Source organism: Thiocystis minor (assembly GCF_016653465.1).
GTDB lineage: Bacteria > Pseudomonadota > Gammaproteobacteria > Chromatiales > Chromatiaceae > Chromatium > Chromatium minus.
In genome coordinates, this window is sequence record NZ_NHSQ01000065.1 from 1 (window position 1) to 25,315 (window position 25,315).

Here is a 25,315-nt window from a genome sequence, read left to right on the forward strand (position 1 = left end):
CGGTTTTACTCTTCCACTATTGAATAACTTGGCACTACATTGCGATTTTCGGCCGGCGTGTACATAAAGATCAGATGGTTAGATGCCATCTGGGGGTGTTTATCAATGGGGTTATGTTAAAGATGGGCTAGGCAAATCAGTTTACCTCGATCTCACCGGATCGTGCACGCCCCCGTTCCAGTCCAACCTTGGGACAGCCGCCGGCTCGCCGCGCCCCCTGCCAGGTGCCCGAGTCCATTGGCAGGCGAAACTCCCGCGCGAGTGACAGGTTCCAGTGGAGCGTGTAGGCCAGAAAGATCGCGAGCACGAGGAGGAACAACGGCGCATCGAGCTGGACCGGATCGAAGCGATTGGCCGCGAGGGTCAAGAGCCCGGTCGCCAGGCGGCGGGTCGGCTTGGCTCTAACCGATCCGCGTCGATCCGCCCGGATGGCGGATCACCACCGACCAGGCGCATCATCTGACGGTGTCGTCGAGCGTCGCCGCGCTCGTTTGGCATGCATCCTTGACGAGCGCGGACCGCCAAACGCCGGCGGCGAGCACGCGATGAGAGACTGCCAGCCATGGCCATCCCTACCTCCAGAACGACGGTTGCCGCCACCCTCCAGCTCGATCCCGAGCGCTGCAACGGCTGCGGGCGCTGCGTGGCCGTCTGCAAGGACAATGAACTCACTCTCGCGCAGGGGCGTGTGGCGCTCAGCGGACATCCGGTCTTCGGCTGTATCGGTTGTGGCCATTGCATGGCGATCTGTCCCACGGGCGCGATCCGCATCCTGGGCCGGACCCTCTCGCCCGACGATCTCTTCGACCTGCCGGAGCGCGCGGCGGCCACCCCCTATGAACCCCTGCACGCCCTGCTGCAGCGCCGCCGCAGCATTCGGGAGCGACTTCGTCCGGCCGATGTTGCACACCCTACATCGAGCAGAGGCGTCAGGGCGTGAACGCGGTGACCTACGACGCCCCCCTGGCGCTCTATTTCTACGGCTCCGCCTATTGCGATCCGGCGGATCCCATTGTGGCCGCGACCTACGCCATGCTCGCCGGTGAAGCCCTGGGGCTGGGAACCTGCATGCTCGGCGGTATCCACCCCTTGATCCAGCAGGGCCGCAAGGCGAAGGCCTTCCGCGAGGCCCACGGCATCCGCTCGGCGAGTCGCGAGGGCCTCTTCGTGATCTTCGGCTACCCGCGCTTGAGGTACCACCAAGGGATTCGGCGGACCTTCGCCTCGATCGATTGGGCGCGGTGACGGGCGGCCAGGCCTCGCGGCGCCCGGACGGCGTTTGGTCCGTTTCGCAGCGATCAGGGCATCGCAAGATCCTGCGGCGGTCACCGACGGTCTGTCATGGACGAGACCGAGCCTAGTCGAAACCTGATCAGAAGTGCGGTGGCTCCGCTTCCTCGAAATCAAACCACCGGTGTGCCGCCATGACGCGATGTTCCCTCCTGACACTCTCGCTCTGGAGCGCCTTCACCGGCGCCGCTGGTTTTCCGCTGCCCTGCGCCGATGTCGCGCGAGGCGCCGAGGCCAAGCTGGCGTCCCACCGCGACTGCGCGGCCCTGAAGGGCGAGGATCTGATGCTGGCACCGACGCAGCTTCGACCGATGCGCTTCGAGATCCAAGGGCTTGCCGTTGTCTGGGTCGCTGGACAGTGGTACGACGTCCGGCCCACGGGCGAGTCGTTGCCCGTCGTGACCCTGGATAACGGTCCGGATCCCTTCGCCGAGGGGCTGGTCCGCTCGCCACGTAAGGGCCGTATCGCCTATGTCGATGCCCAATTCCAAGAGGTCATCGCGTCCCGCGATGACTGGGGCTGACCCTTCGCGCGGGGGAGGGCGCTGGTGTGTCGCGGCTGCCGCCCGATCCAGGACGGTGAGCACACCCGCCTGAGCGGTGGGCGCTGGGGCTGGATCGATCGTCAGGGTCGGGAAGTGGTGCCGGTGCGGCTCGACGAGGCGCGGGCGCGGCTTCGATGACTACCTTCCTCCACAGTCGCCTGATGCGCCGCGCTGTCACGGAGCGGGTCAACGCGGAACGAACTGCTTCCAAGCCACGGACACCGCGCATCGCGGCCTGCATGATCGCCCCCGCCCTGGATGGCGGGCGCGCGGACACCCAGACCAGGAGCGCGCCGCCATGACCGGCCCGTGAGCTGACTTCGCGCTCCGCGTGCTTGACCAGAACTCGGGGCCCCTTTAGCCTCGCGCTGGCGGTCTGCCGGAGCGGTTGGACCCGCCACGTCGCAACGACAGCGTCCGCGTGCTCAAGAGGCGTCCGACCCATGTTCAGGCTCAGATTTCCATTCGCCATCCTGGCAGCGGCCCTGATGACGGGCTGCTCGGAGACGGAGCGACCGCTCGCGCTCGGAACCCTGGAACGGGACCGCGTCGCACTCACCGCCACCGTCGCGCAGTTGGTCGTCGACTTGCCGGTGGCCGAGGGCTCGCCGGTGACCAAAGGCACCCTCCTGGTCCAGCTCGCCGACGGTCAGCAGCGCGCGGAGGTCGAACGCGCCAAGGCGCAGGTCGCTCAGGCCGTGGCCCGCCTGGAGCAATTGCGCAATGGCCCGCGGAGTCAGGACATCGCGGCGGCCAAGGCGCAGGTGGCCGGGCGCGAGGCGGATCTGCGCGAGACCCAGATCACTGCCGAACGCAATCAGGAGCTGATCACCCGCAAGGCGGTCAGCCAAGCCGAGGTCGATCGGACCCAGGCGCTGCGCGATGCCGCCAGTGCGCGGCTGGACGAGGCCAAGGAGAACCTCAACGCATTGCTCGCGGGCACGCGCCCGGAAGAGATCGCCCAAGCCGAGGCCGAGCTGAGCGCGGCCCAGGCCGCGCTGGCTTATCAACAAGCCTTGCTGGCGGAGCTGCGCATCGTCGCGACCCGCGACGGGGTGCTCGACAGTCTGCCCTGGAATCTCGGCGAGCGCGTCACCGTCGGCAGCCCGGTGGCGATCCTGCTCGCCGGCCAGGCGCCCTATGCCCGGGTTTACGTCCCCGAGCCCTATCGGGTCAGGATCCACCAGGGCGATACGCTCAAGGTGCATGTCGATGGACTCGATCAAACCTTTGACGGCACCGTGCGCTGGATCAGCGCCGACCCGGCCTTCACCCCCTACTATGCCTTGAATGCCCGCGACCGCGCCCGGCTCATGTATCTGGCGCAGGTCGAGCTTCCGGACAGCGCGGCCAGTCTCCCGAACGGCGTGCCGGCACAGGTCGAGCTGCCGTGACCGCGCCGGTCATCGAGGCCCAGGGTCTGACACGCCGGTTCGGCGACCTGACCGCCGTCGACGCACTGGATCTGACCGTCGAGCCGCGCACCATCCATGGCTTTCTCGGCCCCAACGGCTGCGGCAAGACCACCACCCTGCGGATGCTGACCGGGCTGCTGACGCCTTCCGCCGGCACGGTGACGGTCCTCGGTCATTCGCTCCCGCGCGACGCCGAGCGGCTCAAGCGCCAGATTGGCTACATGACCCAGAAGTTCTCGCTCTACGACGACCTCACCGTGGCCGAGAACCTCGGTTTCGTCGCCGAGATCTATGGCCTCGGGCAGCGCGTGGCACGCCAGCGGATTTCCGCCTTGCTCTCGACCTATGCGCTGGAGCCGATGCGCCATCGTCGCGCCGGACGCATGAGCGGCGGCCAGCGGCAACGCCTGGCGCTGGCTGCGGCGACCATCCATGAACCGGCTTTGCTGTTCCTTGATGAGCCGACCTCGGCCGTCGACCCCGAAAACCGTCGCGATTTCTGGGAACGGCTGTTCGACCTGGTCGACGCCGGGGCCAGCATCCTGGTCTCGACCCACTACATGGACGAGGCCGAACGCTGTCATCGGCTCGCGATCCTGGAGTCCGGGCACAAACGCGCCGATGGTTCGCCGACTGACCTGATGGCCGGCATGGGAGCCCGAGTGGTCGAGATCGAGGCGCCCGACCTGCGCGCACTCAAGCAGGCGCTGTTGGCGCTGCCGGAGGTTATCTCGGCCGCGCAGCTCGGCAGCCGACTGCGCGTGCTGGTGGCGGAGCGCATCGCCGATCCGGTCGCCTGGCTGCGGTCGCAACCGCTGCAGCCGGCGCCCACGGCGTTGGCGCCGGCGCGTCCCAGCCTGGAAGACGTCTTCGTCACCAGTACCGGGATCCCGGTCGGGAGCCACCAACCATGAGCGCCCTGCTGTCATCGGCCCGGCGCATCCTCGCGATCCTGTCCAAGGAGCTAACCCAACTACGGCGCGATCGCACCACCCTGGGCATGGTGATCATGATTCCGCTGATTCAGCTGATGCTGTTCGGCTATGCCATCAACACCAATGTGCGCGATATCCCCGCCGCGCTGGTGGATCAGGCCAACACCGGCCTCAGCCGGATGCTGACGCAAGCGGTCGAGGCGACCCAGGTGGTGCGCTTCACCGAGCGCACGGTCGACCTCGGCGCGGCGCGGGATGCGATCGTCACGGGTCGAGTGCGCGCCGCCTTCATCATCCCGCCGGATCTCAGTCAACGCGTCGCCCGTAGCGGCAGCGTCGGCGCCGGGTTGGCGACCCCGCCCGCGACCGACGAGCAGACCAGCCGCCCGGTGGCGCAGTGGATCGTCGACGGCTCGGACACCGTGATCGCCGGCGCCATCAAGGGTCTTGGCGCGATGCCGCTCACCGAGCTGCTGCGCCGCCCCGCCAACCGCACGACGCCGACCTTCGCCGTGGCACTCTTCTTCAACCCCGAGCAGCGCACCGCGATCAACATCGTGCCCGGCTTGGTCGCCGTGATCCTGACCATGACCATGGTGATGTTCACCTCGGCGGCGATCGTGCGCGAGCGCGAGCGCGGCAACCTGGAGATGCTGATCAACACGCCGGTGCGCCCGCTGGAGCTGATGCTCGGCAAGATCGTGCCGTACATCGGCATCGGTCTGGTGCAGACCACGATCATCCTGCTGCTCGGTCACCTGATCTTCGGCGTGCCGCTGCAGGGCTCGCTCCTGGCGCTGGCGGCCGCGACGCTCGCCTTCATCGGCGCCAGTCTCGCCCTCGGGCTGGTGCTGTCGACCATCGCCAGCAATCAGCTGCAGGCGATGCAGATGACCGTCTTCATCCTGTTGCCGTCGATCCTGCTGTCGGGGTTCATGTTCCCTTACGAAGGCATACCGGTACCGGCCCAATATCTCTCCGAGGTGCTGCCGGCGACCCACTTCATGCGCGCGATCCGTGCCGTGATGCTGCGCGATGCCGGTCTGACCCAGGTCGCCGGGGATACCTTTTGGCTGCTTGGGTTCATGGTGGTCGGGCTGCTCATCGCCGCGCAGCGCTTCAAGAAGCGGCTGGATTGAGAGGTTGGCGACAGCGGGATCCGAGTTCGATGACGGAGGCGGGACATGTCGGCGCGAGGCTTCGGCCGAGCGATGGTCGATCGGGTCCGACAGCGCCGCCATCGCGCCGATTGCGGACGCCGTTCTTGTGACTTCAGGCGATCAGTCTCACCAGCAACCCAAGTCAGAGTCCGTTCGGCGCTCTGAATCGCGATGTCCTCGTCGGCCGGGGACATGCGCGCGGCTCTGTGACGCAGTCGCTGTCTGGGGGCGTGGCGAGCGGGCAAATCCTTCACCGCCCGCGACCGAGTGGACCAGCGCCACCTGGCCGGGCGCGAGCGCACCGAGGTGGATCAAGCCGTACCAGGCGGTCAGCGCCTTGCCCGCCGTGAGCCAATCGGGCCACAGCCACCGGATCGGCTCGATCACGATGCGCGCGGCGTTGATGAACGTGACATCTCCCAACGCGTCGACGGGTGCCGTGTTCCAGGCGGCGGGTCGCGCGGAATTGGGCGGCATGCCCTCACCGATGGCGACCGGCTCAGCCTCTCGACACGCAGCATCCTGGTTCCGATCACGCCGCCCGCGCGCGAACCCATCCTGCAGCGTTCGTCGCTCGGCGGCGACGTTGATCGGGACCACCATCTGGCGCGAACCGGCGCAAACGGTGCGGGTGAGAAGGGTGGTACTTCGTGTTGCAGCCGATCGGCAGGCGGACATGGCGTACCGGATTGTTGCCGTTGCGATCGGCCTGGAGGTGTCCGGCCTCCGCCAGCGCTTGGTGCAGGCGCTGCGCGCTGGCCAAGTCCTCCAAAGGCTCACACTTGTCAGGCCCCATGAGACTGGCTCCTGCTCACCCGGCCCAGCGAGCGTCGGACCGAGTCAGGGTGGATGGTTGAAGGTGCCCGAGCGTTGCCGTGACCGCGCTCGCTGGGGGCCGCGGTTCGGTGCGGAACGGCCGCGAGCGGCGTGAGGGTCACCTTGGGAGGCCAAGGTGCGGCGCCTGACGGAAAAGCCAGGCCAGCGCCCGGTCGCTGACCACGGATCAACCATCGTTGATGCGCCGCTATCAGGCGCGACTGGCACGGCTGGCTCGATGAAGCGACGGGATTATGCCATCGGCTCAGAAATCGACCGAGACTCGCGCCCACAGCACCCGGCCCGGCTCGTTCACCTGGACCGCGCCGGGATTGAAGGGATCGAGATTGGCGCGGTTCACATGATCGGCATAGGCGCGGTCGAAGAGGTTGTCGATCCCGAGCCTGAGACGCCCGTGCTGGCCGAGGCTGGCCTCGCCATAGAGATCGAGCGTCCACCAGCCGGGCGTCTCGCCGACATCCAGACCGCTGCCGATCAGTGGGTCGTCATCGACACGGTGCTGGGTGTCTGACCAGTTCAGCCGCGCGCCGCCCGACCAGGATTCCCGTCGGTGCTCCAGGCTCAGGTGTCCGTTCAAGGGCGGAATCTGGGCGATGGCGCGCCCGTCGGTCCGGTTTTGGGCAGACACATAAGCAAGCGATGCACCGGCTTCCCAGTGGGCGCCCAGCCGGATCTCTCCGGTCCATTCGCCGCCGGCCAACTCGGCCTCGACATTACGGTAGATGCTGGCGTTGTCGCTCAGCAGGATGCCGGATTGTCCATGGGCGCGGTCGCGCAGGATGTAATCGCTGACCCGGTCATAAAAGACCTCCAGACCGGTGCGCCAGGTCGTGGCGGTTCGGGTCAGCGTGAGGTCGATCTGATGATGGCGTTCGGGCCGGATGCCGGGATTGCCAATCCAGCGCGCGGATGCCGGATTGCCGTTGGACGCCACATAAGCTTCGGTGGCGTCGGCGGTGCGGACGCTGCGGCTCAGGCCCGCCGTGAGTTCGAGCCCTGGACGCAGGTCGCGGGCGTAGCGCAGAAAGCCGCCCAGGTTGTGCTCGGCGCGGTCCTCGGCGGCGCGGCCATAGTAGGCGGCATAGAGCTGACTGGGCGACAACACCCAGGCGGGTCCGACCGGGGCGGCGTTCGCCCGTGACCGCGAGAGACTGGCCCGCACCCGGTCATAGCGCAGCCCGGCGGTGAGTCGCGCAACCTCGCTCAACGGATGCTCCGCCTCGGCGAACAGGCCCAGAGCGTCCTGCTCGACATCCGGCCACAGGAACGACTGAGGCACGTCGACGGAGGTCGAACGGAAATTCCAGTAGCGGGTCGCGTCGCGCGCGACCTTGAGTGAATCGACGCCGAGCGTCCAGTCGGTCGCGCCGCTGGTCAGGTCCGCGACCACGCGCCCGCCGGTCGTGTCGGATTCGGTCGGCACGCGCATCCGGAAAGGACTGGTCTGGGTGCGCAGCGAGTAATTGTCCATCAGATGATCGACGTTGACGCTGTAGAACGCGGCGTGCAGCGCGTGCAGCGGACCCAGCACGACGTCCTGGTCGAATGTCAGCCGCCATTGGTCGCTGTCGCTGTAGGGAGAGTCCATCGCCGAGCCGGCGAAGAGGACGTCCCAGTTGTGCGTGCGGTCGTACTTGAGTTCGAGCCGCGTGCCGTCGTTCGGGGTCAAGCCGAGCGTGACGCCGGCTGCGTCGCTGTTGAAGGCACTGCGCACCTCGTCGCCGTTGCCGTCCCGGTAATTGTCAGCGCTGCGCGACTGTCCGGTGACGCGCGCGAAGCCGAGCGGATTGCCGAATGCGATGTCAGCGCCAGCGGATTGGGCTTCCGAGTTGCTGGTCAAGCCGCCGTTCAGTCGGACGCGCGGCGCCTCGCCCGCGCTGAAACGCGGGGTTTCGCGCTCGAACAGAATCGTCCCGCCGCTGCCGCCCCCGCCGTAGCGCACGGTCTGAGCGCTCTTGATCAGGGTCAGGCGGTCGAAGGCGTCCAGGTCGAGCAGCGTGGTCGGCGGGTCCATGCGGTTCGGGCAACCGCCGAAGGCATAGGCACCATCGATCAGGACATTGAGCTGGTTCTGACTCTGGCCGCGCACGATGGGGTCGATGCCATGACCGCCCATGCGCGCGCCGGACACGCCCGGCAAATGGCGCAGCAGATCGCCGCCATCGGCCGGCAGCCCGACCGGCAGACCCTGGATCGGGGACGAGAAGGTCGCGGGCGGAAGAAGCGTGGATCTGGTTCCGGTCACGACCACCTCGGGCAGAACGGACTCGGCCAAAGGATCCGCTGGCGGATCCATGGATTCCCCGGCCGCTGCGGTCATCGCCATGGTGCTGAGGAGGCACATCCAGCCGAGACTGACATGAGGACGGCGTAAGGGGCTTAGGAACGGAGCATAAAGAACCGATCCGCTTTGGCGCGTCGTTTCACCCTCGCCCCAACCCCTCTCCCCGCTGGGGAGATGGGCTAAAGGGCAGGCTGTTTCAGTTGCGTTTGCACCAAGAGCCAAGTAATCAAACGAAAAGGTGGACTGCGACATACGGGATGCCTCTTTGGATACAACATCGAGGATTCGGCGGCAAGGATACCCGATCTTGATCGCCGCTACGTCGACCGACCTTGATCGTCGTTTCGGCCATCGCCGTCACACGGGGGGCGGGCGTCCCGCCCGCTAGTCGGGCGAGACGCCCGTCCCCCAGCCAACAGGTCGACGATTCTGTCAAGGCTCAGGTCTCTGTCCGCCGGATGCCGTACTTGCCCAGCTTATAGCGCAGAACCCGCTCGCTGATGCCGAGTCGCTCGGCGGCGTGGGTCTGAATCCAGTCGGTCTGCTCCAGGGCCGCCAGCAGCATGTCGCGTTCCAGGGCATCCAAGCGCTCCTGCAACAGGCCCTGATCGGCGGACGGGTCGGTACGGACCTCCTCGGGCAGGTCGCCCGGAAGCAGGACACTGCCGCGCGCCAGGGTCAGACTGCGCTGGATGATGTGTTCCAACTCGCGCACGTTGCCCGGATAAGCGTAGCGGACCAGCCGGTTCAGGGTCTCGGGGGCGAGCCGGGTCGGGCGCCGCGCATAGCGGGTCATGAAGTGCTCGATCAGGGCGGGGATGTCCTCGCGCCGCTGGCGCAGCGGGGGGAGCGCGACATCCAGAACCCGCAGCCGGAAGTAAAGATCCTCGCGAAACTGGCCGGTCTCGCACAGGGCGCGCAGGTCGCGGTTGGTGGCGGCCAGGACGCGCGTTTGCACCTCGATCTCGCGCTCGCTGCCGACCCGGGCGATGCGTTTTTCCTGGAGTGCGCGCAGCAGCTTGGATTGCAGCGCGGGCGGCAGCTCGCCGACCTCGTCGAGAAAGAGGGTGCCGCCGGCGGCGCGCTCGAAGCGACCGCGATGGGCGCGATCCGCGCCGGTGAAGGCGCCTTTTTCATGACCGAACAGCTCGCTCTCGAAGAGGTTCTCGGGGATCGCGGCGCAGTTGACCTCGACGAAGGGGGCGTCCGGCGTCGGGCCGAGCAGATGGATGAGGCGCGCGATCAGCTCCTTGCCGGTGCCGGTCTCGCCGTGGATCAGCACGCTCCAGGGGCTGTCGGCGACGCGCCGCACCAGCGACAGGGTCTCCTGCATGGCGGGGCTGGTGCCGATGATCGCGATCGGCAGGGGGGCGCTGGCGACCGCCTCGGTCACCTCGATCACGTCCGCCGCGACCGCCACGCGCTGTTCCAGTTGCTCGATCTTGTGCAGCAACTGGACGAGGTCCACGGGCTTCTCCAGGAAGTCGTCGGCGCCGAGCTTCATGACCCGGACCGCCATGTCCACCGCGCCGAAGGCGGTGATGAGGATGGCGCGGACCAGCGGGTTGAGCGCCTTCATCTGCTCAAGCACCTGGTCTCCGGTCATTCCTGGCATGCGATGGTCGAGCAGCGCGAGCTGAATCGGTGCGTGGCGAAAGATCTCCAGTGCCTCCAAGCCATCGGCGGCGGCATGCACCTCATGGCCCTGCTTGCGCAGAAAGCCGGCCAGCAGCTCGCGCTGCATGGGGTCGTCATCGGCGATGAGAATATTCATCCGAGCCCCCGGTTAAGCCGCGTCGATTAGGGTATGCGTCGTTATGAGTCATCAACCAGGTTGGCCCTCATCTGTGGCGTCGGAGTCGACGCGGTTGAAGCGTTAAAAATTTAAAAACCAAAACCGCGCCAGCCAATCGTGCGTGGTCGCTCGTGCAACTGTGCGAAAGTCCCAAGACCGTCTCAGGTCGTTGTCGTTGTCGTAATCGTGGTCTCGACATGGCGAATATTCGATTACGACAACGACAACGACAACGACAACGACAACGAGGATGCCTCGGTCTCGGAACTTGAGTAGCGAAGTACTAGCAAAACTGGAAAACCCACGGAACAACGTTGTTCACGCTGGATGCGGTTTAATCGCGCTGGGTCGCGCGGGCAGAACGACGGTGACGCACAGTCGCCCGGGTCTCGATACCCTAAGCAGCAGACGCCCGCTGTGCGCGCTGACAATGCGCTGGGAGATCGCTAGACCCAGCCCGGTGCCAAGGGTCTTGGTGGTGAACCAGGGCTCCAGGATGCGCTCGACCTCGCTCGCCGGCAGCTCCAGTCCGTCGTTCTCCAGGGTGAGCGAGGTCTCGTCCTCCACCCGCGTCAGGCCGATCCGGAGCACGCCCCCGGCAGGGCTGGCCTCAAGCGCGTTGCGCAGCAGGTTGTCGAGGACTTGGCGCAGCAGATCGGGGTCGCCGAAGACCTGGGAGCCGGGCGACAGACTCGGCTCCAGAGCAATCCTGGCCTTCGTGATGGCCGGGGCGTAGAGGCTCAGTTGATCGACGATCAAGGCATCCAGCGCGATACTGGCGCGTCTCGGTTGGATCGGCCGGGCGTAGTCCAGGAGTCCCGTGACCGTGCCGTTGGTTCGTTGGACCGCCTCGCGCACCAGCTCCAGCAGACGGCGGTGCTCGGACGTCAGCTCATCGGCCTCCATCTGCAGGCGCTGGAGCCCCATGGCCATGGCGTTCAGCGGGTTACGGATCTCGTGAGCGATCGCTGCCGCCGCCCGCCCGAGTCCAGCCTCCTCGCGCTGGCGCGACAGCCGGCGTTCATAGCCGAGGCGCTGGCGCTCGTGGGCGCGCTGATGACGGTAGAGCACCCAGGTGCCGGCGCTGCCGGTCAGGACCAGCGCCAGGACGAAGACCAGGAACTCCCACCAAAGCCGGGCGCGCATGCGTTGCAGGGGGCTCGCGTCCAGCTCCAGCCGCAGTTCGGCGCCGGCGACCGGGGCGCTGGCCTGGGCGACCAGACGCCCGTCCGTCGCGTGGCCGAGGGTGATCTTCGGTAACCCTGCGTCCTGCCTGGGCGTGATGTCGACCCGGGTCTCTCCCAGGAGCCGGACCGAGATCACACCGGGCAGATCGGCCACCGAAGCCAGCGCGCGCGGGAGGCCGACGGCCGACTCAAGGGCTTCGGTGTGGCGACTGTCCAGCCCGACCAGCACGCACCCCTCACCCTGGCTTGCGGCGACGCCGAAGAGGATGGTGTGTGCCTCCGGCAGGCGGATGAGACGCTCCAGACGCGCGCAGTCCAGGGACTCCGCGCTCGTCCAGTCGGACGGCCCTTGGACCGTGCCCTCGGCGCGTCGGATGTGGATGACCGACAGGCCGGCCTCGGCGGCGAAGGCGGTCAACTCATCGGTCCGAAAGGGCGCGATGCCATCGAGATAGTCGGCGAAGCGCGCCGACTGGCCGAGAAAGCGGGTGAGAATGCGGCTCATGACATCCTCCGCCAGCAGCGCCCCTCGGGCGTGCAAGATCACCGCGTCCGCCAGCAGGCGGGCATGCTCGCCCGCGTCGTCCTGAAAGGCGCGCTCCGCTTGGCGGGTCTGGACGAAGAACCAGCCGAGCACCAGCGCGAAGAGCAGGCCGAAGACCAGCAGATGACCCAGCCAGGGCGGCGGCAGGCGGCGCGACTCCCAGTCAACGTCCACCCGCGCCGCCCCCGAGTCCGCCACCGCCGGATCCGCTGCCAAGACCGCGCGACCCGCCGCGCATGAGACGCGCCCGCACCCCGGTGCGATCCCGTGCCGAGAGATCGCCCGCGAGCGGTTCCAGACGTGCCTCGGTGAGCGGACCGTTCGGCATGCGCGCCGAGCCTGGCCACAGCCGGACCAGTGCGCCGACCGCGAGTCCGGGCGGTCGGATCGGCGCCTCGACCGTGACCACCCGCGCCTTGTCCGCACCCGCGCGTCCGTCCTCGACGCTCAAGGTGACCCGCTCCGCCTCGATGGCGAGGATCCGTGCCAGCACGGGCGCCTCGGCGCCGACCGGCCACGCGCTCAGACACAGCATCAGCATCGCCAAGCCGGCGAGCAGAGGATCAGCGGAACGACCAGGAGAGGCCACATTGGGTTACCTGTTGTTGGAATGAGCGCTCCGCGCGCGTGGAATCGCTGTCGAGCCACTCGACACCGCAGATGATTTCACCCTGGCCAGAGGGGCTGCCGGGCAGGGCATGGCGCGCGGCGAACAGCAGACGATGCTGTTCGTCTTCCCGCCTGTCTTGCCGGGAGGTCGCAGCGTAGCGCGTGAACGACCAGCCCAGTCCGAGTTCAAGCTGCCAGCGGTCGGCCGGCGCGAAACGCAGCACGAGGCCGAGGTCGTCGCGATCATAGGTCTGGGCGGTCACCGGGGAGTCGCACCGCGTATGGATGGCCGACAGCACGCTGGCGAGATTGGGTCGCCAATGGCGGGTAAAGTCCAGGCCAAACCCGAACAGATCATCGTCGCGGCGCACCGCGAGCATGTCACCTTGGCGACGGGTGTCGGCGAACGCATCGCGTCCCGTATCCAGGACACCGCCAGACCCAGACCCAGACCCAGACCCAGACCCAGATCCAGATCCAGACCCAGATCCAGACCCAGACCCAGATCCAGACTCAGCTCCATCACCCCCGCCGGGACGCCCGGCCCAAGGCAGCGAGGCGTTGCGGTAGGCGAGGCGACGCAGTTCGCCATTCAGCCCCAGGGTATGGCGGGCCGACAGCGCACGCGCATAACGGATTTCCACAGCCGCCTCGTTGCGCTCGTCGGCCGGAACCAACCGATCGCGATAGGCGGCGCCCGCGATCGAGACCTTGAGCAGACCCGCGCCCGCGTCCGTCTCGTGCGTCCAATCGCCCGCCAGCGCGAGGCGATAGCTGTCATTGTCCGCTTCATAATCGCGATACCAACCGCTCGCGGCGAGCCCAAACTCGGCGTCCGCGCGAGGCCATGCCCGCGCCGCCTCGACGCCATAGCGGGCAAAGGCCAGTTCGGGGCCTTCCCGACGTTGCGCCGGATTGGAATCGTAGCCAAACATGACCTCGGAGCGGATCGTGAACGGCTCATCGATGAGCAGCTCTCCGGCAAGTGCGGAGCCGCCCGCCAGCAGCGACAGCATGCCGGCGATCGCGCGGGCGGCGGTGTCGGCGACGACAGATGAAGGCATGGCGGTTCCTCGGGGCGCGGACGCGGGATGCCCGGACAGGATAAGCGCTCGGGCGATCCAGGTCAGCCTCCGAATGGATTGCGTCCAAGCAGGAATCGGACCGGACCGCTCGATTCACTGGTCCGGCGCGTCGGGAAGGCGAAGCAGGCGTCGAGACGGGGCTCCGGGGTCGACATTTCTGTCGAGCCGCACGCGAAATGTCGACCGAATGCTCCGCCGACCATGGGGTTAGTGCCCGTGAATACAGGGTTTAAGCGATGGCACGGCACCTGCTATAGGACTCGTGACGATCCTGTCGAACCTGATTGAAGAGGCAAACGCCATGACCATGCAATACCGCCTGATCCCTGTCGCCATCGCCATGAGTGCCATCCTGTCCGCGGCTCCCGCCTTGGGCGCGGGGCCGAACGGCCGTCAACCGGCCCAGCCGGTGCTCAGTGAGCTGGATCCCGGGGAGGTCGCGACCCTCGTCTTCATGCGCGAGGAAGAGCGAGTGGCGCGCGATGTCTATCTCAACATGGATGCGCTCTGGCAGTTGCTGCCCTTCGAGAACATCGCCGCGTCCGAACAGAAGCACATGGATGCCATCAAGGGCGCGATGGACAAGTACGGGCTCGCGGACCCCTCGGATCCGAATGACATCGGCATCTATTTCGATGACGCGCTTCAGCAACTCTATACGGACCTGATCGACCTGGGCGACGACTCCTACATCGCGGCACTCCAGGTCGGCGCGCTGATCGAGGAGGTCGACATCGATGATCTGGAGGTCGCTATCGCCGCCACCGACAACGCGGATCTGCAAACCATCTATGGCAATCTGCTGCGCGGCTCGCGCAACCATCTGCGCGCCTTCGTCGCCGAGATCGAGCGCCGGGGCGTCGTCTACGTGGCTCAGCATCTGACCCAGGACGCGGTCGATGCCATCATCGATACGCCCATGGAGCGCGGCGGCAGGGCAGATGGAAAGGGTGCCGGATCCAAGCGTTTGGGAATGGCCGAAGGCATGGCGGATCAGGCGAGCCTGACTTTAGGGTTGGACCGTCTGATCGCGCGCAACGGCAATGGTAGCGGCAACGGCGGCGGGTCGAAGACCCGCAAGGGCGGCGGCAGCGGCGACTGCAAAGCCTGATACGAGGTTATTAGGCGCCAGATTGGCGCCTCATTCACGAGTAAAACGTTAATTTAAACAACGACAACGACAACGACAACGACAACGACAGCATGACTCTTACTGCATTCAGCGTCAGTTCAGAATCATCCTCCAGAATCGCCTTCAACCCTCTTCGATCGATCCCTTTCAACGCCGAGCCACGTATGTCGCCAAGGTACCCGACCCTGAGGACCGGACTGGCTGGGTTGATGGCCTTCAGCCAGCCGGGTCTGGGCGACCCTCTCGATCATGACGAGGTCAAACACCTGCGAGAGTCGGGGCGGATTCTGCCCATGGCGCAGGTGATGCGGCAGGCGTTCAGGATTCAGCCGGGACATTTGCTGGAGGCCGAACTGGAGCGGGAGCAGGGTTGCTATCGCTACGAGATCACGATTCTCGATGCGGCTGGCGCGATTCATCGATTGATCCTGGACGCGGCCAGCGGCGAATCGATTAGCCCTGAATCAAATCCGGAATCGAGGTAGACACAGGCATGCGTCTACTCCTGGTCGAAGACGATCCCCAGCAGATCGCGGCCCTCCTTCCCCCCCTCAACGCGGCGGGTTTCGCGGTCGATCAGGCCACCGACGGGATCCTCGGCGAGACCCTGGGTCAATGCGAACCCTATGATGTCATCCTGCTCGATCTCGGCTTGCCCGGACGGCCCGGCCTGACGGTGCTGCGCCACTGGCGCGAGCGTGGAATCGCGACCCCGGTCCTCATCCTGACCGCGCGCGATGCCTGGCATGAACGGGTCGACGGACTCAAGGCGGGTGCCGACGACTATCTCGGCAAGCCCTTTCATGTCGAGGAACTGATCGCGCGCCTCAATGCCCTGACGCGCCGTGCCGCCGGCAACCCAAGACCCGCGCTGGCGGTCGGCGGACTCGCGCTGGACGGCGATCTGCAGCGTGTCATCTTACCGGACGGCGCGGCGCGCGAGCTGACCGGGACGGAATTCAGGCTCCTGCGCTATCTGATGCTCAACCCCGGGCGCATCCTCTCCAAGAGCCAGATCATGGATCACGTCTACGATCTGGATGCGGATCGTGGCAGCAATCTGATCGAGGTCTATGTCCGCCGCTTGCGCGAAAAGATCGGCAAGGAACGGATTCAGACCCTGCGCGGACAGGGCTACCTCTTTCCCCGATGAAATCGCTCGAAAGCCATCTCCATCTCGGCCTCACCTTCAGTCTGGTGCTGCTGATCGGCGCGGCCTGGTGGCTGGGGCACGCGGCACTCCATCACACGGCCAATGCCTTCGTGATCTCGCGCCTGGAGCATGACGCCGAGGGACTGGTCGGCAGCCTCGGGCTTGAGCGGACGGAGGCGCGGCGCCTGGACGCGGTCGGGTTGACGCCGGTGTATGAACAACCCTATTCGGGACACTATTTCGTGGTCGCCTTCGCGACGGGAAAGCGACAGCGTTCGCGATCCTTGTGGGACGAGGAACTCGCCGTTCCCCGTCTGGCTCCAGGCGAGACCCGCACCTGGAAAATGGCCGGGCCGATCGATCAGGATCTGGTCGTCTGGGCCGGCGGCTACCGCATCGGCGGACAGGATCTGGTGGTCGCTGTCGCCGAGGACATCCGTCCGCTGAGCGCCGAGCTGGTCGTCTTCGAGCGACTGTTTGCCCTGATGGCGCTCGGCGGGCTGGCGTTGAGTCTGCTGATTCAGCGGGTGATTCTGCGCCGCGCCTTCGCCAGCCTGCGCCCGGTCTATCGCGACATCGAACGTCTCGAACACGGTCAGACCGCAACCCTGACCGAGCAGGTTCCGGCCGAGATCCTGCCTCTGGTGCGCAAGCTCAATCGGCTGCTGGTGCTCTTCGCCCAGCGTCTGGAACGCTCGCGCACCGCCGCCGGCAATCTCTCTCACGCCATCAAGGGACCGCTTGGACTCGTGCGCCAGCAACTGGAAGACCCGGCCCTGCCCATGGCCGACAGAACCCGTGCCAGCCTGCTCGAACAGGTCGAACAGCTGCGCCGTCTCGCCGAACGTCAGCTCAAGCGCGCCCGTCTGGCGGGGGCCGGCGGCGCCGGTGCCTGCTTCGAGCCGGCGGCTGAGCTGCCAACGCTACAGCGTCTGCTGGAACGGATGCATGCCGACAGGGGGCTGGAGATCCGGCTGACTCAGGCCATTCCGGAGCCGCTCGGTGTGGATCGCGAGGACATGCTGGAACTCCTCGGCAATCTGCTCGACAACGCCTGCAAATGGGCGCGCAAGCGCGTTGTCTGCAACCTCTCGATCGAAGGTGGAACGCTGCTGCTGCGCGTCGATGACGACGGTCCCGGCTGTGCCGAGGACGCGCTCGCGGCCATCACCGAACGCGGCGTGCGTCTCGACGAGCAGATCAGCGGTCATGGTCTTGGGCTGGCGATCGTCAAGGAGATCCTCGAAGGGTACGGCGGGCGCATCGTCTTCGGGATCTCGCCCGAACTTGGAGGACTGCGCGCCGAGGCGCGGGTGCCGCTGGGCGTTGATGTCTCGTGGAATCGGTGATTAGGGTCGGGGGCGGTGTTCAGCGGTTCGTGCCGACAGCACCCTGGCCGTGGCGCGCGCCGAGCGCACCCGCGTGAAGCACGATCGACTTGGCAATCCGACCCTGAGTCTCGGCGGTACGCTTCATGGGGTCGCAGAATAAGGTTGACATGGTCTTTATCCGCTCTTGTTTACCCGTGTCGTGGATGCGTTCATGCACGTCCACCCCGAATGCGGACGCGCTGCTCCTCGACGATCCAGAGGTGCCCCATTAGGGGTTGCTTATCGAGCAGTTGCAGCAACTGTTTCGTTAAACGTTGGAACATCGAAATCGTCTGGACGCGCGGGCGGAGCACGATCAGACCACAATACAAATCAGGCGGGTAGGTGCGCGGATCGGCAAAATCCAGATCGAGTGTCACCAATGCACGTTGCTCGGCTCGGCAAACAGCGGCTACGTCGCAATCGGGATGCCCCGCCATTTGCTGGTCGACCACGGTGAAGGCGTCATGCCCAGAATCACATAGCAGCGCGGCCACTTCCACAGGCAGATTCTCATCCGTTTTGAACTTCACGCCGCCACCTCGGGCAGATCGACAATACGCTCACGAGCCATCTCGGCCGCGTAGCTTAGCGCTGCCTGGATATCCTGCTCTTGCAACGTCGGATAGCTTTCGAGAATGCGCTGTGGTGTTTCACCCGCCGCCAGATTATCGAGGATCACAGAGACCATGATCCGCGTCCCGTGGATACAGACCTTTCCGTGACAGATACGTGGATCGGCGCAAATGCGATCTTGCCAGTTCATGGGTTCTCTCCGGTTTCCAGATCATCGTAATGGCGCTGCCGGCCTGCCATAGCTCTTTGAGATGGTCGTGCAACGCTAGAAAATGTCGGTCATCGTGCGCCCGCACGACCCACCGGGCGTCATCCTCGGATTCTCCCCTTTCGTAGCGGTCAAAGAAATCCGCCGAATCCATCCCGGTCTCCGTTTCGTAACTGCTTAATTCTACTTTGTTAACTTTGACTGTCGCATAAATTAATGAATTTTAAGTTATTTTTTATTAGGCGCAATAAATCTTCATTTACTATGCCCCTATTGAAGATAGATGTTGGCGGTTTATGGGTGATTATAGGCGCTCAACGCGCCACTAGAACCCTATTGTTTATGTGTATTTTTGTTTATTATCATAAAATTTAAACACTTAAAGATTTTTTGAAGGTAACAAAGTAGAATTAAGCGTTTTGCGATAGCCACCAAAAGCATCCAGCGGCGATTTGAACGTCGTCGTCTGCTTGACCATGTTTTTTACAGTGGGTACATGGTTGCGGACATCCAACTCGTTATTCGGTCGCTGCTACCAGGATTCAGCGTGGTTTCAGTTTGGGACCTTAGGATGGTCCCATGATCACTCAATCATCCATCCTGTCCGCAAACATCCCAGCGGCACGGCGGTTCGGGGCACTGGCCCTGATCCTCCTGCCGCTGGCGGGCGCTCCGGCCTTCGCCGGCAGTCTGGGCGAGGCCGTGTCCTCGGCCCTGGCGGTCGCCGCCGAGCAGGCGCGCATCGCGGCGATCCGCGGCGAAGGCGAGGCGGTGCGTCGCCAGGCCGGCGGCCTGGTCGCGGGCGATCCGGCGCTGCGGGTCAAACATCGCAGCGACCGGCTCACCGACGATGCCGGCGCCAACGAGTGGGAGGCGATGCTGGATGTCCCGCTGTGGATGCCGGGACAGCGCGACGCGCGCCAGTCCGTGGCGGCGGCGCTCGGCGGTCAGGCCGATGGTCTGGCCAGCCTGCTGCGCTGGGAGATGGCCGGGCGGGTGCGCGAGGCGGTCTGGACGGCGACGCTGGCCCAGGGACGGCTGCGCCAGGCCGAGGAGGCGTTCGCGAGCGCTCGCGCGCTGGCAGCAACCATCGACAAGCGCTTCGCGGCCGGCGAGCTGGCGCGGGTCGACCTTCTGCTGGCGCGTCAGGAGACCCTGGAGCGCGAGGCGGAGCAACAGGCCGCCCAGGTCGAAGTCGAGACGGCGCTGACCCAGTACCGGAGCCTGACCGGTCAGACCGCCCTGCCCAAGGATCCGCTCGAACCCCTCACCGATCTGGAGACCGTCCCCACCGATCATCCACTGCTGCGCGATGCCGACGGCACCCTGGGCGTGGCACGCGCCGAGCGTACCCGCACGCAGCGCGATCGCCGTGGCAATCCGACCCTGAGCCTCGGCGGCACCCGCACCCAAGACGGCCGCGGCGCCGATGCCGCCGACGCGGTGCAACTGGAAATCAGCATCCCCTTCGGACTCGCGAGCCAGTCGGCCCCGGCGCTGGCGGCGGCCGAACGCCTCTATACCGAACGCACGACCGACTTGCACCGCGCCCGTCTGGAGGCCGAGCAGGCGCTGGCCGTGGCGCGCGTCAGCCAGCGTGGTGTCGCCGAGGCCCTGGCGGTCGCGGAACGCCGTCATACCCTCGCGCACGAGGCGCTGGATCTGGTGCGGCGCGCCTTCGATCTGGGCGAATCCGATCTGACCGCTCTGCTGCAAGCCGAGGCGCGCGCCCGCGAGGCGAGCGTGGCCCTGGAACTGCGGCATCTGGAACAGGGTCGGGCGCGGGCCAGACTCAATCAAGCACTAGGAGTCGTCCCCCAATGATTCGCATCCCGTCGCCCATGTTCCGCCCGGCGCGCTGCCGGCGCGCCGCCAGTCCACCTGGACGCTCGCGCGCCACGACGCACTGGCTCACGGCCCTCCTGCTGTTGCCCATCCTCGTTCCGGCGAGCGCGCTGGCTGGCGAGCTGATCGCGCTCGACGCCAGTCAGCAGGCGGCCTTCGGCATCCAAACAGTGGAGCCCATCCCCGCCGAAACCACGCTCTCGCGGCGCTATCCCGCCGAGGTGGCGGTGCCCAACCGCCAACTGCGGGTGGTCGCCGCGCCCCAGAGCGGGGTGCTGGAGAGCCTGAAGGTCGCCGAGGGCGAGCGGGTCGGCACCGGCCAGGTGCTCGCCGAACTGCGCAGTCCGGAATTGGTCGACACCCAGAGTCAGTATCTGGAGGCGCTGATCCGGCTCGAACTCGTCGACAGCGAACTGGCGCGCGACCGCAAGCTCCACCGCGAGGGCGTGATCGCCGAACGGCGTCTGCTGGAGACCCAGTCCCGGCAGCGCGAACTGGCCACCCTGCTCGATCAGCACTGTCAGTTGCTGGAGCTCGCCGGACTGGCCCCGGAAGACATCGCGACCCTGACCCGCACGCGCCGCCTGACCAGCACCCTGCCGGTGCATGCGCCGATCGCCGGGGTGGTGCTGGAGCAGATGGTGACCACCGGGCAGTCGGTCGCCAGCGCCGCGCCGCTCTATCGGATCGCCGAGCCGGACCCGCTGTGGCTGGAGATCCATGTCCCGGTCGATCAGCTCGAAGGCATCGCCGCCGGCGCCAAGGTGTTCCTGACACGCCAGGGGACGGCGGGCGAGGTCGTCACCATCGGGCGGATGGTGCACGGCCAGGATCAGGGCGTGCTGGTGCGCGCGGAGATCTCCGAAGGCGTCGACCAACTGCGTCCCGGCCAGTTCGTCGAGGTTCAGTTGCTGGCGACTCTCAGGACGGGTGCGACGCCCGGCCAACTGACCACGGCGACCTCCGGCGCGCCGGTCGCGAGCTGGCGCCTGCCCGCCGGCGCGCTGGTCCGCCAGGCCGACGTCGTGCATCTCTTCGTCGCCCGCCCCGGCGGATTCGAGGCGCTGCCGGTTACCCTGGTCGGCGAGGAGGAGCAGAGCGCCGTGGTTCGCGGCGAACTGACCGCCGCCGACCGCATCGCGGTCAGCGGCGTGGCGGCCCTCAAGGCCGCCTGGCTGGGGGGCGAGTAATGCTGGCGCGGCTGATCCAGTTCGCGCTGACCCAGCGCCTGCTGATGCTGCTGGCCGCCCTGCTGCTGATCGGCGCCGGCTGGAAGGCGATCCAGGAGACCCCGATCGATGCCTTTCCCGATGTCTCCACCACCCAGGTCAAGATCATCGTCAAGGCGCCGGGGATGACCCCGGAAGAGGTCGGCACGCGCATCACCAGCCTGATCGAGGTGGAGATGCTCGGCATCCCGCACCAGACCATGCTGCGCTCGATCGCCAAATACGCGCTCACCGACATCACCGTCGACTTCGCCGAGGGGACCGACATCTTCTGGGCGCGCCAGCAGGTCGCCGAGCGGCTCAACGCCATCTGGGGCAACCTGCCGGACGGCGTCGAGGGCGGCATTGCGCCCATGACCACGCCGCTCGGCGAGATGTTCATGTTCAGTATCGAGGGCGGCGAGCTGAGCCTGGCCGAGCGGCGCGATCTGCTCGACTGGACCATCCGCCCGGCGCTGCGCGCGGTCCCCGGCGTGGCCGAGGTCAACGCGCTCGGCGGTCTGGTCACCAGTTTCGAGGTGGTTCCGGACAATGCCCGCATGGCGGCCCAGGGGGTCAGCCTGGCGGCCCTGCGCGCGGCGATCGAGGCCAACAATGGCAACGACGGCGCCGGGCGGCTGGACGCCGGCGAAGAGGTGCTGCTGGTGCGCAGCGAGGGCGCGATCCAGACCCTCGATGACCTGGGCGCGATCGTGATCGGCGGCGACCGGCGGCAGCCGGTGCGGGTCGCCGACGTCGCCGAGGTGCGGCTGTCCGCGCTCACCCGCTATGGCGCGGTCACCCGCAATGGGGTCGGCGAGGCGGTCGAGGGACTGGTGCTGGGCCTGCGCGGGGCGAACGCGCGCGCGGTGGTCGAAGGGGTCAAGGCCAAGCTCGACGAACTCGCGCCGGGCCTGCCGGACGGCGTCGCCATCGAGGTCTTCTACGATCGCGGCGTGCTCGTGGACAAGGCGGTGCACACGGTCGCCAAGGCCCTGATCGAGGCCACGGTGCTGGTGCTCATCCTGCTGGTGCTCTTTCTCGGCGACCTGCGCGCGGCGCTGACCGTGGCCCTGATCCTGCCCCTGTCGGTGCTGGCGACCTTCATTTTGATGCGTCAGTTCGGGCTCTCGGCCAATCTCATGTCGCTCGGCGGTCTGGCGATCGCCATCGGCATGCTGGTGGACGCCGCCGTGGTGGTGGTCGAGAACGTCGTCACCCAGCTCAATCGCGGTGCGGCCGGCCGGCGCCTGCCCCGGCTGCATCTGATCTATCGCGCCACCCGCGAGGTGGCGTTGCCTATGACCTCGGGCATTCTCATCATCATCATCGTGTTCCTGCCGCTGCTGACGCTCCAGGGGCTGGAAGGCAAGCTGTTCGTCCCGGTGGCGCTCACCATCGTCTTCGCCCTGGCCAGTTCGCTGCTGCTCTCGCTGACCCTGATCCCGGTGCTGGCGTCCTATCTGCTGGGCGCTGGCGGCGGTCATGGCGACGGCGATCACGAGCCCTGGCTGCCGCGCCTGCTGACCCGGCTCTACATGCCGGTGCTCGGCTGGTCGCTGCGCCATCCGGCCGTGGTGGTGAGCGCGGCCGTGGCGCTGCTGGTGGTCGCCGGTTATGTCTACACCCTGATCGGCAAGTCCTTCATGCCGACCATGGACGAGGGCGATCTCATCGTCCAGCTCGAAAAGCTGCCCTCGATCAGCCTGGCCGAATCGCTCGCCATCGACCAGCGGGTGCAGCGCGCCATCCTCGCCGAGGTGCCGGAGGTCTCCGCCATCATCGCCCGCGCCGGCTCCGACGAGCTGGGCCTGGATCCCATGGGCCTGAATCAGACCGACAGTTTTCTGGTCCTCAAGCCGCACGCGGACTGGCGCTTCGCGACCAAGGACGAACTGATGGAGGCGATCCGCGTGGTGCTGGAGCGCTTTCCAGGGGTCGATTACGCCTTCACCCAACCGATCGAGATGCGCGTCTCGGAGATGCTGACCGGGGTGCGCGGCGATCTGGCGGTCAAGCTCTTCGGCACCGATCAGGACCAGCTCAATCGCACGGCGGCGGACATCGTGACAGTGCTGGAAGGCATCGCGGGCGCGCAGGATGTCTACACACCGCGCAACGAGGGCGCCCAGTATCTGAATCTGGTGGTCGACCGGCTGGAGGCCGGCCGGCTCGGTGTCGACGCCGATGCCCTGGCCGCCGCGCTGCGCGCCCAGGTCGAGGGGCTGACGGTCGGCACCGTGTATCTGGAAGGCAAGCGCCGCCCGCTGGTCATCCGCGGTCCCGAGACGCAGCGCAACTCCCCGGCACGCTTCGCCGGGTTACAGATCGCGCTGCCCGACGGACGCGCCGTGCCGCTCGCCAATCTGGTGCGGATGGAACGGATCGAGGGACCGGTCGCCCTGACGCGCGAGCGCGGCAACCGCATGGCGGTCGCCATCGCCAATGTCGAGGGGCGCGACCTGGTGGGCTTCGTCGAAGAGGCCCGCCAGGCGGTGACCGATCAAGTCGAACTGCCCACCGGCTACTGGCTGGAATGGGGCGGCGAGTTCGAGAACCAGCAGCGCGCCGCGGCCCGGCTGGCGCTAGTGGTCCCGATCGCACTCGGGCTCATCTTTCTGGTGCTCTTCTCGACCTTCCGCTCGGTCAGCCAGGCGGTACTGGTGCTGTCCAACATCCCCTTCGCGCTGATCGGCGGCATCTTCGCGCTGGCCCTGACCGGGGAATATCTCTCGGTACCGGCCTCGGTCGGCTTCATCGCCCTGCTCGGCATCGCCGTGCTCAATGGCGTGGTGATGGTGACCTACTTCAACCAGCTACGCGCGCTCGGCCGGCCGATGGAGGAGGTCGTCACCGAAGGGGCGCGAAGGCGGCTGCGCCCGGTCCTCATGACCGCCAACATCGCCACCTTCGGACTGGTACCGCTGCTGTTCGCCACCGGCCCCGGCTCCGAGATCCAGCGTCCGCTCGCCATCGTGGTCATCGGCGGCCTGGTGAGCGCGACCCTGCTCACGCTGATCCTGCTGCCGATCCTCTATCGACGCTTTGGCGGCGGTCCTGGTCAGGCGAAATGACGCTTGAACCTAAATTCGGCGTTTGGAACCGCAAAGGCGCAAAGGACGCAAAGAAAAACAAGGCATTGAACGACTTCGCGTTCTTCGTGTTCTTTGCGGTTCAACTGCTCTTTTTAGGTTGAAGCCAGGCTGTCGGGACGAATGAATTCGCTACAAGGATGCCGCTCAACTGACAACTGACAACTGACAACTGAATTCATGCCCAACACCCTACTCAATCTGATCGTCCCGCCCGAGGCCGAGGATCTGGTCGCCGAATGGCTGCTCGATCGCGATGACGTGCCCGGATTCACCAGCGTCCCGGTCTCGGGTCATGGCTCCTCGGAGCGATCCATGAGCCTGGCCGAGCAGGTGGCCGGGCGCAGCCGGCGGGTGATGTTCTTCACCCATCTGCCGACGCCCGTCGCCCAGTCCGTCCTCGCCGCGCTCGGCGAGGACTTCAAAGGCAGCGGCATTCACTACTGGCTGACCCCCTTGATCGAGGTCGGTCGGCTGAAAGGCTGATGGGCGAACGCCGTTCCGAACGCCGTGGAAGCCCACCGTGACACCCAATCAATGGCTTGAGACGAGAGGTCAACACCGTGATCCTGAAACCACAATCCCTGCCTGGAATCGCGATCGGGATGGCCATCCTGCTCAACGCGGGAGCCCTTGGCGCGGCGGATCGATCGCCGGCGTTCGATCCACCCCTTTCGATCGAGCGTATCGCCTCGCACCGGTTCGAGGTCGCGCTGGTTCAGGCGCGCCCTGACAAGGGAGCGATCTCCGTGCGTGGCACGGTGACCCCCAGAATTGCGCGTCGAGGCGCGATCCCTGGGTATGTCCGCATTACGCTGATCGGTCCGGACGGCACACAACTGGCTGAAACCTATGCGAGCCCGATGCGCCGCAACCGTCAGGCCCAATCGGCCTATTTCAACGCGCGCCTCATGATCGATCCGCCCGCGGGGAGCACCCTGCGCCTCGCGCATATCCTGGCGAACAGCCCGATGTTCCTGGACTCGCCGGGTTGAATTCGGCAACCCGGAGCGATCGCGACGCTGGCGGGATTGGCTTTTCATGC

Annotated in this window: 27 protein-coding genes; 17 read left to right on the forward strand and 10 right to left on the reverse strand. The window is 66.4% G+C overall.

The features are described 5' to 3' along the window. Window positions 1-136: 136 nt before the first annotated feature. Entirely contained in the window at window positions 137-367 is a 231-nt protein-coding gene (locus tag CCR95_RS07465) for a hypothetical protein (protein WP_201093211.1), read from the reverse strand. A 195-nt stretch (window positions 368-562) separates the two neighbouring features. On the opposite strand from CCR95_RS07465, the gene CCR95_RS07470 reads away from it, so the two are divergent. The 8 genes from CCR95_RS07470 (at window position 563) to CCR95_RS07505 (ending at window position 5,324) form a co-directional block, all read left to right on the forward strand. Continuing rightward, a complete protein-coding gene (locus tag CCR95_RS07470) occupies window positions 563-940 on the forward strand; it encodes a 4Fe-4S binding protein (RefSeq protein ID WP_201093212.1) in 378 nt (125 codons plus the stop codon). Beyond that, complete coding sequence (locus CCR95_RS07475) at window positions 937-1,245, forward strand: nitroreductase family protein (RefSeq protein ID WP_201093213.1); 309 nt, start codon at window positions 937-939, stop codon at window positions 1,243-1,245. Before CCR95_RS07470 ends, CCR95_RS07475 begins: the two co-directional genes overlap by 4 nt. A 179-nt stretch (window positions 1,246-1,424) precedes the next feature. Beyond that, window positions 1,425-1,814 carry a hypothetical protein gene (locus CCR95_RS07480; RefSeq protein WP_201093214.1) on the forward strand — a complete coding sequence of 130 codons (390 nt, stop codon included), beginning with the start codon at window positions 1,425-1,427 and terminating at the stop codon, window positions 1,812-1,814. Window positions 1,815-1,838: 24 nt separating this feature from the next. Beyond that, window positions 1,839-1,973, forward strand: a complete 135-nt coding sequence (locus CCR95_RS07485) for a WG repeat-containing protein (RefSeq protein ID WP_201093215.1) — start codon at window positions 1,839-1,841, stop codon at window positions 1,971-1,973. Next, window positions 1,970-2,137: a hypothetical protein gene (locus CCR95_RS07490; RefSeq protein ID WP_201093217.1), complete on the forward strand. Its 168-nt coding sequence runs from the start codon at window positions 1,970-1,972 to the stop codon at window positions 2,135-2,137. Before CCR95_RS07485 ends, CCR95_RS07490 begins: the two co-directional genes overlap by 4 nt. 141 nt (window positions 2,138-2,278) lie before the next feature. Then, window positions 2,279-3,229, forward strand: coding sequence for an HlyD family secretion protein (locus tag CCR95_RS07495; protein WP_201093219.1), 951 nt, complete (start codon window positions 2,279-2,281; stop codon window positions 3,227-3,229). Next, window positions 3,226-4,164, forward strand: coding sequence for an ATP-binding cassette domain-containing protein (locus CCR95_RS07500; protein ID WP_201093221.1), 939 nt, complete (start codon window positions 3,226-3,228; stop codon window positions 4,162-4,164). The genes CCR95_RS07495 and CCR95_RS07500 overlap by 4 nt, the downstream gene beginning before the upstream one ends. Further along, the gene (locus CCR95_RS07505; RefSeq protein ID WP_201093223.1) at window positions 4,161-5,324 is read left to right on the forward strand and encodes an ABC transporter permease; all 1,164 of its coding nucleotides are present in this window, start codon (window positions 4,161-4,163) and stop codon (window positions 5,322-5,324) included. Before CCR95_RS07500 ends, CCR95_RS07505 begins: the two co-directional genes overlap by 4 nt. Before the next feature lie 147 nt (window positions 5,325-5,471). On the opposite strand, the gene CCR95_RS07510 is transcribed toward CCR95_RS07505, so the two are convergent. From CCR95_RS07510 to CCR95_RS07535, 6 genes are all read right to left on the reverse strand, one after another. After that, entirely contained in the window at window positions 5,472-5,948 is a 477-nt protein-coding gene (locus CCR95_RS07510; RefSeq protein WP_201093225.1) for a hypothetical protein, read from the reverse strand. 478 nt (window positions 5,949-6,426) lie between these two features. Continuing rightward, window positions 6,427-8,502, reverse strand: a complete 2,076-nt coding sequence (locus CCR95_RS07515) for a TonB-dependent copper receptor (protein ID WP_242523112.1) — start codon at window positions 8,500-8,502, stop codon at window positions 6,427-6,429. Between the two features lie 403 nt (window positions 8,503-8,905). Further along, complete coding sequence (locus CCR95_RS07520; protein ID WP_201093227.1) at window positions 8,906-10,240, reverse strand: sigma-54-dependent transcriptional regulator; 1,335 nt, start codon at window positions 10,238-10,240, stop codon at window positions 8,906-8,908. A 339-nt stretch (window positions 10,241-10,579) separates the two neighbouring features. Next, on the reverse strand, window positions 10,580-12,190 hold the full coding sequence (locus CCR95_RS07525) for a sensor histidine kinase (RefSeq protein WP_338115363.1): 1,611 nt from the start codon (window positions 12,188-12,190) through the stop codon (window positions 10,580-10,582). Continuing rightward, complete coding sequence (locus tag CCR95_RS07530) at window positions 12,156-12,533, reverse strand: hypothetical protein (RefSeq protein WP_207188550.1); 378 nt, start codon at window positions 12,531-12,533, stop codon at window positions 12,156-12,158. The genes CCR95_RS07525 and CCR95_RS07530 overlap by 35 nt, the downstream gene beginning before the upstream one ends. Window positions 12,534-12,555: 22 nt before the next feature. Further along, window positions 12,556-13,665 carry a hypothetical protein gene (locus tag CCR95_RS07535; RefSeq protein ID WP_201093231.1) on the reverse strand — a complete coding sequence of 370 codons (1,110 nt, stop codon included), beginning with the start codon at window positions 13,663-13,665 and terminating at the stop codon, window positions 12,556-12,558. 322 nt (window positions 13,666-13,987) lie between these two features. On the opposite strand from CCR95_RS07535, the gene CCR95_RS07540 reads away from it, so the two are divergent. The 4 genes from CCR95_RS07540 to CCR95_RS07555 all read left to right on the forward strand — a co-directional run bounded on the left by CCR95_RS07540 (window position 13,988) and on the right by CCR95_RS07555 (window position 17,320). Beyond that, window positions 13,988-14,797 carry a DUF2202 domain-containing protein gene (locus tag CCR95_RS07540; protein ID WP_201093233.1) on the forward strand — a complete coding sequence of 270 codons (810 nt, stop codon included), beginning with the start codon at window positions 13,988-13,990 and terminating at the stop codon, window positions 14,795-14,797. Window positions 14,798-14,982: 185 nt separating this feature from the next. Continuing rightward, window positions 14,983-15,303, forward strand: a complete 321-nt coding sequence (locus CCR95_RS07545; RefSeq protein ID WP_242523113.1) for a PepSY domain-containing protein — start codon at window positions 14,983-14,985, stop codon at window positions 15,301-15,303. Between the two features lie 8 nt (window positions 15,304-15,311). Further along, window positions 15,312-15,971 (forward strand): response regulator transcription factor, encoded by a 660-nt coding sequence (locus CCR95_RS07550; protein WP_201093235.1) that lies wholly within the window; start codon window positions 15,312-15,314, stop codon window positions 15,969-15,971. Further along, window positions 15,968-17,320, forward strand: a complete 1,353-nt coding sequence (locus CCR95_RS07555; protein ID WP_201093237.1) for a sensor histidine kinase — start codon at window positions 15,968-15,970, stop codon at window positions 17,318-17,320. The genes CCR95_RS07550 and CCR95_RS07555 overlap by 4 nt, the downstream gene beginning before the upstream one ends. A 19-nt stretch (window positions 17,321-17,339) precedes the next feature. On the opposite strand, the gene CCR95_RS25800 is transcribed toward CCR95_RS07555, so the two are convergent. From CCR95_RS25800 to CCR95_RS07565, 3 genes are read right to left on the reverse strand one after another with little or no spacing between them, the layout of a single operon-like run. Continuing rightward, window positions 17,340-17,471, reverse strand: a complete 132-nt coding sequence (locus tag CCR95_RS25800; RefSeq protein WP_276570238.1) for a hypothetical protein — start codon at window positions 17,469-17,471, stop codon at window positions 17,340-17,342. A 40-nt stretch (window positions 17,472-17,511) separates the two neighbouring features. Then, window positions 17,512-17,874, reverse strand: coding sequence for a DUF5615 family PIN-like protein (locus CCR95_RS07560; protein ID WP_201093239.1), 363 nt, complete (start codon window positions 17,872-17,874; stop codon window positions 17,512-17,514). Next, window positions 17,871-18,107 carry a DUF433 domain-containing protein gene (locus CCR95_RS07565; RefSeq protein ID WP_201093241.1) on the reverse strand — a complete coding sequence of 79 codons (237 nt, stop codon included), beginning with the start codon at window positions 18,105-18,107 and terminating at the stop codon, window positions 17,871-17,873. Before CCR95_RS07565 ends, CCR95_RS07560 begins: the two co-directional genes overlap by 4 nt. A gap of 597 nt (window positions 18,108-18,704) precedes the next feature. On the opposite strand from CCR95_RS07565, the gene CCR95_RS07570 reads away from it, so the two are divergent. The 5 genes from CCR95_RS07570 to CCR95_RS07590 all read left to right on the forward strand — a co-directional run bounded on the left by CCR95_RS07570 (window position 18,705) and on the right by CCR95_RS07590 (window position 25,265). Further along, the gene (locus CCR95_RS07570; RefSeq protein WP_201093243.1) at window positions 18,705-19,949 is read left to right on the forward strand and encodes a TolC family protein; all 1,245 of its coding nucleotides are present in this window, start codon (window positions 18,705-18,707) and stop codon (window positions 19,947-19,949) included. After that, window positions 19,946-21,160 carry an efflux RND transporter periplasmic adaptor subunit gene (locus CCR95_RS07575; protein WP_242523114.1) on the forward strand — a complete coding sequence of 405 codons (1,215 nt, stop codon included), beginning with the start codon at window positions 19,946-19,948 and terminating at the stop codon, window positions 21,158-21,160. The genes CCR95_RS07570 and CCR95_RS07575 overlap by 4 nt, the downstream gene beginning before the upstream one ends. Next, complete coding sequence (locus tag CCR95_RS07580; RefSeq protein ID WP_201093245.1) at window positions 21,160-24,252, forward strand: efflux RND transporter permease subunit; 3,093 nt, start codon at window positions 21,160-21,162, stop codon at window positions 24,250-24,252. The genes CCR95_RS07575 and CCR95_RS07580 overlap by 1 nt, the downstream gene beginning before the upstream one ends. Window positions 24,253-24,450: 198 nt before the next feature. Beyond that, complete coding sequence (locus CCR95_RS07585; RefSeq protein WP_201093247.1) at window positions 24,451-24,756, forward strand: DUF3240 family protein; 306 nt, start codon at window positions 24,451-24,453, stop codon at window positions 24,754-24,756. 77 nt (window positions 24,757-24,833) lie between these two features. After that, entirely contained in the window at window positions 24,834-25,265 is a 432-nt protein-coding gene (locus CCR95_RS07590; protein ID WP_201093248.1) for a hypothetical protein, read from the forward strand. Window positions 25,266-25,315: the final 50 nt, after the last annotated feature.